The organism is Streptomyces silaceus, assembly GCF_001419745.1.
GTDB lineage: Bacteria > Actinomycetota > Actinomycetes > Streptomycetales > Streptomycetaceae > Streptomyces > Streptomyces silaceus.
Map to the genome: position 1 here is coordinate 1 of NZ_LIRJ01000385.1, position 5,997 is coordinate 5,997.

Consider the following 5,997-nt stretch of genomic DNA (forward strand, 5'->3'; position numbering starts at 1 on the left):
GTCGGGAGCCTCGGGAGAGACCTCTAGCTCGGACGGAAGATGATGCTCGGTCATCGGAGCGCACCTTTCTGCTTGATACGACGACGGCCGGATGAGGGATTGCTAGTGACTCTATCCGCAGGTCGACAAAATGAGCAGAGGGCCCCACGCATGAGCGGACCGGGGCAGCTGGGGAGGGACCGGGGGAAGGTCGGCGTCCGGTGCCTGAGACGATGGGGGGCGTGGCAGGAAGACAAGGCAACCAGACCGTCAAGAACATGCTGTGGTCGTTGGTGGTGATCGCCCTCGTCGCGGGCGTGATCTACATCTTCATCCCGCATGACGACTCCAAGAGCCCCGTCGAGCGGAAGGACTACCGCGTGGAGCTGCTGACCGCACGCCGCGCCGCGCCCTATCCGGTGGCGGCGCCAGAGGGCCTTTCCAAGGACTGGAAGGCGACGTCGGTGCGGTACAAGGGCGAAGAGCACGACAGCTGGCACCTGGGCTTCCTCGACCCCGACGACGAGTACGTGGCGATCAAGCAGTCCACGGACAAGCCGGCCAAGTTCATCGAAGACGTCACCAAGGACGCCAAGCGCACCAAGGCCACCGAGAGGATCGGCGACCAGGAGTGGCAGCGCTACGAGGGCGGGACGTACGACGCCCTGGTGCGCACCGAGAAGGGCGCGACGACGGTCGTCCTCGGCACCGCCCCCTTCGGTCAGCTGACGAAGATGGCGGAGTCGCTGAAGACGTCCTGAGCACCGGGCACTGAGCATCGGGCACTGAGCGCTGAGCACCGGGCACCGGGCAACTGATACGCGAGAGGCCCCCGGCGGACTGCCGGGGGCCTCTCGTCGTACGCGGGTCGCTCAGACCGTGGTGACGACGTCGTCGTAGGCCAGGCGCGGGGAGCGCGGGAACCAGGCGTCCTCGCCCGGCTTGCCGATGTTGACGACCATCAGCGGGGTGTGGTCGTCGTCCAGGAACTCCTTCTGGATGCCCGCGGCGTCGTAGCCGGTCATCGGGCCCGCGGCCAGGCCGGCGGCGCGCACGCCGATGATGAAGTACGCGGCCTGGAGGCCGGCATTCAGGGACGCGGCCTGCTCGCGGACCGGGCGCTCGGCGAAGAAGACGTCCTTGGCCTGCGGGAAGTGCGGGAAGAGGGCCGGCAGCTCCTCGTGGAACTCGTTGTCCGCGGAGAGGATCGCGACGAGCGGGGCGCTCGCGGTCTTCGGCTGGTTGCCCTCGGCCATGTGCTTCACCAGGCGCTCACGGGCCTCGGGGGAGCGGACCAGGGTGACGCGCAGCGGCGACTGGTTGAAGGCGGTCGGGCCGTACTTGACCAGGTCGTAGATCGCCTGGACCTGCTCCTCGGTGACCGGCTCGTCGGTGAAGGTGTTCGCGGTGCGGGCCTCGCGGAAGAGCAGGTCCTGGGCGGCGGGGTCAAGGGCGAGAGACATGGATCAACCTTCTCGATGCGTACGGGGGGTGTGAGCCGGGCCCGTCTCCGGACCCGCCTCCATGAGAGTACGCCGGTGCTGTTCAACTTTCAACAAAAGCCGGGGTGACGTGATCCGCTTCACAAGCCGCAGGTCAGCGCGGTTTCCTCGCGGGGTGATCGCGGGGGTGGGCCTTTTGTGCCGCCTCGGAGGCCGACGTGCTGCCGCCTCGCGAGCCGCCGCGGTGCCGCCTTGCGGGCGTGCGCAGTGCCGCCTCGCGAGCCGCCGCGGTGCCGCCTCAGGCGTCCGCGTCGGGGTCCGCTCCCTCGCCCGTCTCGGGGCCCGCGAGCGCCGCGTCCAGGCGGGCCCGCGCGCCGTCCAGCCAGCGGCGGCAGACCTTCGCCAGTTCCTCGCCGCGCTCCCACAGGGCGAGCGACTCCTCCAGGGTCGTGCCGCCGGTCTCCAGCCGGCGCACGACCTCGATCAGCTCGTCCCGCGCCTGCTCGTAGCCGAGGGCGTCCGCGGAGTCCGTGGCCTCGTCCGTAGTGCTGGTCATGCGCCCACCCTAATGGTCGATTTGTGTGGTTCGTACGGTGAACTCGCCCCCGGCTACACGGGCCCTCAACTCCTCGTCGGCGCCCACCTCCCCGGGGTCGCGGACCACGGCGCCGTCCGACTTCTGCAGCACCGCGTAACCGCGCTGGAGCGTCGCGGCGGGGGAGAGGGCCACCACGCGCGCGTGCGTGTGCTCCAGCTCCGAGCCCGCCCGGTCCAGGAGATGGCCCAGCGTGCGGCGGCTGCGGTCGACCAGCGCCGCGACCTGCTCCTCGCGCTCCTCGACCATGCGGTGCGGATGCTCCATGGAGGGGCGGGCCAGGGCGTGCGCGAGGCCGCGGGACTCGCGGTCCAGGTAGGCGTCCATGCTGCGGCGGGCGCGGTCGCGCAGCCACTGCACGCGCTCGTACTCCTCGCCGACGTCCGGCACGACCTTCTTGGCGGCGTCGGTCGGCGTGGACGCGCGCAGGTCCGCCACATGGTCCAGGAGCGGGTTGTCCGGCTCGTGGCCGATCGCCGAGACGACCGGTGTACGACACGACGCCACCGCCCGTACCAACTGCTCGTCCGAGAACGGCAGCAGGTCCTCCACGCTGCCGCCGCCCCGCGCCACGATGATCACGTCGACCTCGTCGAGCGCGTCCAGGTCCTTCACCGCCTGTACGACCTGCGGCACCGCGTGCACGCCCTGCACCGGGACGTTGCGCACCTCGAAGCGGACGGCGGGCCAGCGGTGGCGCGCGTTCTCCAGGACGTCGCGCTCGGCGGCCGAGGCGCGGCCCGTCACCAGGCCGATGAGCTGCGGCAGGAACGGCAGCGGCTTCTTGCGCTCGGGCGCGAACAGGCCCTCCGCGGCGAGGCTCTTCTTCAGCTGCTCGATCCGCGCGAGCAGCTCACCGACGCCGACCGGCCTTATCTCGGCGGCGCGCAGGGAGAGCTGGCCCCGCGGCGCGTACCACTCCGGCTTGGCGTGGACCACGACGCGGGCGCCCTCGGAGACGACGTCCGCCACGGCGTCGAACACCTGGCGGTAGCAGGTCACACTCACCGAGATGTCGTGCGACGGGTCGCGCAGCGTCATGAAGACGACGCCGGCGCCGGGTCTGCGGGACAGCTGTGTGATCTGTCCCTCGACCCAGACCGCGCCGAGGCGGTCGATCCAGCCGCCGATGAGGCGTGACACCTCCCCGACGGGGAGCGGGGTGTCCGCGGACGTGTTCAGAGCCATGCGCCGAGCGTAGTCGGCGGGGCCGACATCGACGGGTGTCCTCGGCCCCGTCGGCCCTCGGGCGGGGCGGCGACGGGGCCCTGCGGGGGCGTGTGGTGGGCTCGGGTCCCTTGGCCGGGTGCGGGGGTGTTCTTGGCTGGGCGCGCAGTTCCTCGCGCCCTTGGGGGGCGCGACCCTTGGCCCTCGCGGCCCTTACGGGGCGTCCTCGCGGCGGGAGCCTTGTACGGCCAGGACGCCCAGGCCCACCGCCAGCCACACCGCGCCGACCACCTGGGCCGAGCCCGATGCCTCCCAGATGACCGCCACCACGATCGCCGCGCCCAGGACCGGGAACAGGAGGTGGCGCCACCAGCTGAAGGACGTGTCGCGCTGGCGCACCACGAACCAGCCCACCACGCTCGCGTGCAGCAGCAGGAACGCGGTGAGCGCGCCGATGTCGACCACCGACACCAGGTGGTCCATGCCGTCGTCGCGCCGGGCCGCCCACACCGCGGCGACCATCGTGATCACGGCCGCGCACAGCAGCGCGATCCGCGGCGTCCCGGAGTCCGTCCGGGACAGGGCCTTCGGCAGCCGCCGGTCCCGCGCCATGGCGAACAGGAGCCGCCCCGCCGCGGCCTGCCCGGCCAGCGCCGCGAACGCCGCGCCGATCGCCTTGCTGACGGCCACCAGCTTGTGCAGCCACTCCCCGGACGCGGCCTCCGCCGTGTCGTAGAAGGCGGTCCCCTGCTTGCCCGGATCCGCCGCGAGCTCGGCCGACGACATCGGTTCGAGCAGGGCCACCAGATACGTCTGGAGGATGAACAGGAAGCCCGCGAGCGCGAGACAGAGCAGCACCGCCCGCGCGACCTTCGCCGAGCCGCCCGTCACCTCCTCCGCGAACGAGGCGATCGCGTCGAAGCCCAGATACGACAGGACGGCGATCGACACCGCGCCCACCACCGCCGACAGCGCGAACGCGCCCTGCGAGCCGTCACCGGTCAGCGGCGACAGCCAGCCCCGCTGGGCCCCGTCCCGGACGAGGACGACCACCGCCGCGACGACGAAGACCAGCAGGACCACGACCTCCATCGCGAGCACCGCGAAACCGACCCGCGCCGCCGCCCGTACGCCCCACACGTTCAGCGCCGTGGTGATGAGCACGGCGAGCGCCGTCCACACCCACCGCGACACCGAGGGGACCAGCGAGTTCATCGCGATCCCGGAGAAGAGATAGGCGACCGCCGGGATGAGGAGGTAGTCGAGCATCGCCATCCACCCGGCGATGAACCCGGGCCCCTTTCCGAGCCCCACGCGCGCGTAGGCGAAGACGGACCCCGCCTGGGGGACCACCTTGACCATCTGCGCGTAACTGAAAGCGGTGAACGCCATCGCGACCGTCGCGATCAGATAGACCAGCGCGACGGCGCCGTGCGACTTCGCGTCGAGCGTCCCGAAGACGCCGACCGGCGCCATCGGGGCGATGAAGAGCAGGCCGTAGACCACGAGGTCACGGAAGCCGAGGCTGCGCCGCAGCCCTTCGCCCCCGGCGGGCCCGGCGCCCTCGGCGGGCGCTCCCGTACTGGCGGACTGTCCGGACATCGTGCCTCCGTAGATCAACGCAGGCCCCCAGTCTCTCCAAGAAGGCGATCTTTGACGCGTTGAGCGCGGCCTTACGATGGTGTGCATGACTGCTACGCCTGGCTCCCGCCGTGTCCTGCTCGCCGCTCCCCGTGGCTACTGCGCGGGCGTGGACCGTGCCGTGATCGCCGTCGAGAAGGCCCTGGAGCAGTACGGGGCCCCGATCTACGTCCGCCACGAGATCGTCCACAACAAGTACGTGGTGCAGACCCTGGAGAAGAAGGGCGCGATCTTCGTCGACGAGACGGCGGAGGTCCCCGAGGGATCCATCGTCATGTTCTCCGCGCACGGCGTCGCCCCGACCGTCCACGCCGAGGCCGCCGAGCGCAAGCTCGCCACGATCGACGCGACGTGCCCGCTGGTCACCAAGGTCCACAAGGAAGCGGTCCGGTTCGCCAAGGAGGACTACGACATCCTCCTGATCGGCCACGACGGCCACGAGGAGGTCATCGGCACCTCCGGCGAGGCGCCCGACCACATCACGCTGGTCGACGGCCCCGGCGACGTCGACAAGGTCGAGGTCCGCGACCCGGACAAGGTGGTCTGGCTCTCCCAGACCACCCTCTCCGTCGACGAGACGATGGAGACCGTCGGCGCCCTGAAGAACAAGTTCCCGAACCTCCTCTCGCCGCCCAGCGACGACATCTGCTACGCCACGCAGAACCGCCAGACCGCGGTGAAGAAGCTGGCGGAGGACGCCGAGCTGGTCATCGTCGTCGGCTCCAAGAACTCCTCGAACTCGATCCGCATGGTCGAGGTCGCCCTGGACGCGGGCGCCGCGGCCTCCCACCTCGTCGACAACGCCGACGAGATCGACGAGGCCTGGCTGGAGGGCGTCACCACGGTCGGCCTGACCTCCGGCGCCTCCGTGCCCGAGGTGCTGGTCGACGGCGTCATCGAGTGGCTCGCCGAGCGGGGCTACGGCGACGTGGAGACCGTCAAGACGGCCGACGAGTCCATCACCTTCTCGCTGCCCAAGGAGCTCCGCAGGGACCTGCGGGCGGAGGCGGCCGAGCTGTCACGGCGCTGACCGCGCCGTACGGTGGGCCCATGCAGATCTTCGGTGTGGACATCGGCGGATCAGGGATCAAGGGTGCTCCCGTGGACCTGGACCGCGGAGACCTGGCCCAGGAGCGGTACAAGGTCCTGACCCCGCGGCCGGCGACGCCGGAC

The 5,997-nt window shown here is 71.0% G+C and carries 6 protein-coding genes and 1 pseudogene; 3 read left to right on the plus strand and 4 right to left on the minus strand.

From position 1 onward, the window contains the following. Nucleotides 1-221 precede the first annotated feature (221 nt). Nucleotides 222-740, plus strand: coding sequence for a DUF4245 domain-containing protein (locus AOK22_RS30800; RefSeq protein ID WP_425264091.1), 519 nt, complete (start codon nt 222-224; stop codon nt 738-740). 111 nt (nt 741-851) lie between these two features. Here the strand turns inward: AOK22_RS30800 and AOK22_RS30805 are convergent, their stop codons facing one another. From AOK22_RS30805 to AOK22_RS30820, 4 genes are all read right to left on the minus strand, one after another. Further along, nucleotides 852-1,442: a malonic semialdehyde reductase gene (locus AOK22_RS30805; protein ID WP_055702009.1), complete on the minus strand. Its 591-nt coding sequence runs from the start codon at nt 1,440-1,442 to the stop codon at nt 852-854. Nucleotides 1,443-1,719: 277 nt separating this feature from the next. After that, the gene (locus AOK22_RS30810; protein ID WP_055702010.1) at nt 1,720-1,977 is read right to left on the minus strand and encodes an exodeoxyribonuclease VII small subunit; all 258 of its coding nucleotides are present in this window, start codon (nt 1,975-1,977) and stop codon (nt 1,720-1,722) included. 9 nt (nt 1,978-1,986) lie between these two features. Continuing rightward, the gene (gene xseA, locus AOK22_RS30815; RefSeq protein ID WP_055702011.1) at nt 1,987-3,204 is read right to left on the minus strand and encodes an exodeoxyribonuclease VII large subunit; all 1,218 of its coding nucleotides are present in this window, start codon (nt 3,202-3,204) and stop codon (nt 1,987-1,989) included. Nucleotides 3,205-3,396: 192 nt separating this feature from the next. Beyond that, nucleotides 3,397-4,785 carry an APC family permease gene (locus AOK22_RS30820; protein WP_055702012.1) on the minus strand — a complete coding sequence of 463 codons (1,389 nt, stop codon included), beginning with the start codon at nt 4,783-4,785 and terminating at the stop codon, nt 3,397-3,399. Nucleotides 4,786-4,870: 85 nt separating this feature from the next. Here AOK22_RS30820 and AOK22_RS30825 point away from each other — a divergent pair, with 85 nt between their 5' ends. Together AOK22_RS30825 and AOK22_RS43110 are read left to right on the plus strand one after the other, a co-directional pair. Continuing rightward, nucleotides 4,871-5,854, plus strand: a complete 984-nt coding sequence (locus AOK22_RS30825; protein ID WP_425264092.1) for a 4-hydroxy-3-methylbut-2-enyl diphosphate reductase — start codon at nt 4,871-4,873, stop codon at nt 5,852-5,854. 20 nt (nt 5,855-5,874) lie between these two features. After that, nucleotides 5,875-5,997: pseudogene (locus tag AOK22_RS43110) on the plus strand (ROK family protein); the annotation flags it as partial.

Bases quoted from the DNA above. Each gene is read 5' to 3' on its own strand.
- xseA (WP_055702011.1), bottom strand. From the start codon at position 3,204: ATGGCTCTGAACACGTCCGCGGACACCCCGCTCCCCGTCGGGGAGGTG.
- AOK22_RS30810 (WP_055702010.1), bottom strand. From the start codon at position 1,977: ATGACCAGCACTACGGACGAGGCCACGGACTCCGCGGACGCCCTCGGC.
- AOK22_RS30820 (WP_055702012.1), bottom strand. From the start codon at position 4,785: ATGTCCGGACAGTCCGCCAGTACGGGAGCGCCCGCCGAGGGCGCCGGG.
- AOK22_RS30825 (WP_425264092.1), top strand. From the start codon at position 4,871: ATGACTGCTACGCCTGGCTCCCGCCGTGTCCTGCTCGCCGCTCCCCGT.
- AOK22_RS30805 (WP_055702009.1), bottom strand. From the start codon at position 1,442: ATGTCTCTCGCCCTTGACCCCGCCGCCCAGGACCTGCTCTTCCGCGAG.